Consider the following 785-nt stretch of genomic DNA (forward strand, 5'->3'; position numbering starts at 1 on the left):
TTGGGTAAGTCTTTTGGAAAAATAACATCGGTGATTTTAGTGCGTTGCTTTTGCATGCAAGTGTCCAGTTATGATGAGACTCACAACTTATTGAATAAAATAGAAATAGGAAGTATAAAGCTAGATAAAACTACATTATTAACGGTAAGCTTTATTAGCTGTAAGTACCCATCAGCCATAGCATAGAGACACAAGCCGTCAGCCAGCCAAGGCTCAGCGCGTTTCTCGTCTCAATATTCATGCCTTTGACCTTGTTCATCACGCGCGAACCGAGCCAAAATAATAAAGGAATGCCAAGTACAAAAGCAGGTACGACAATAGCAGCATGACGGAGTACGCTGCTAGGATTATCACCAATCATCAGGCGAAAGCCATAACCTGCCAAGCTCAGTACCAGGGCAAAGACTGCCAGACCAATAGTGATACCCTTAGGAACTAGGCTTCTAGATTCAAGACTTTTAGCAGATTGATTAGGCTCATAAGTATGCACGCTTTGCGATAAGGTTAAGTCATCACTTGGCGTTTGGGAGCTACTAGTTTGAGAGCTACTAACGGTATTTTGCGTATCCATATATCACCTCTTGCCATAATAGTTATGCTACTACAAATAGCATCTTACTTATTGTACCACCTATCGCTTTGCTCTATTTTTGTACTAACGCCAGCTCTTCACGCATAGCGCTAATAGCCGCAGCGTAGTCCGCTTGATTAAAAATCGCCGAGCCTGCGACAAACATATCAGCGCCCGCCTCAGCGATAGCACGGATATTATTTGCCTTGATACC

At 42.9% G+C, this 785-nt stretch carries 1 protein-coding gene and 1 pseudogene; both read right to left on the minus strand.

Annotation, left to right across the window (positions count from 1 at the left end; translation table 11 throughout):
- Positions 1-154: 154 nt before the first annotated feature.
- Positions 155-571, minus strand: a complete 417-nt coding sequence (locus ACTXGO_RS15180; RefSeq protein WP_443542903.1) for a hypothetical protein — start codon at positions 569-571, stop codon at positions 155-157.
- 73 nt (positions 572-644) lie between these two features.
- Positions 645-785 (minus strand): annotated as a pseudogene (locus ACTXGO_RS15185) (ribulose-phosphate 3-epimerase); the annotation flags it as partial.

Source organism: Psychrobacter sp. T6-1 (genome assembly GCF_052258445.1).

What these genes read in the sequence shown, in the direction of transcription:
- ACTXGO_RS15180 (WP_443542903.1), bottom strand. Translation starts at nt 571, where the DNA reads ATGGATACGCAAAATACCGTTAGTAGCTCTCAAACTAGTAGCTCCCAA.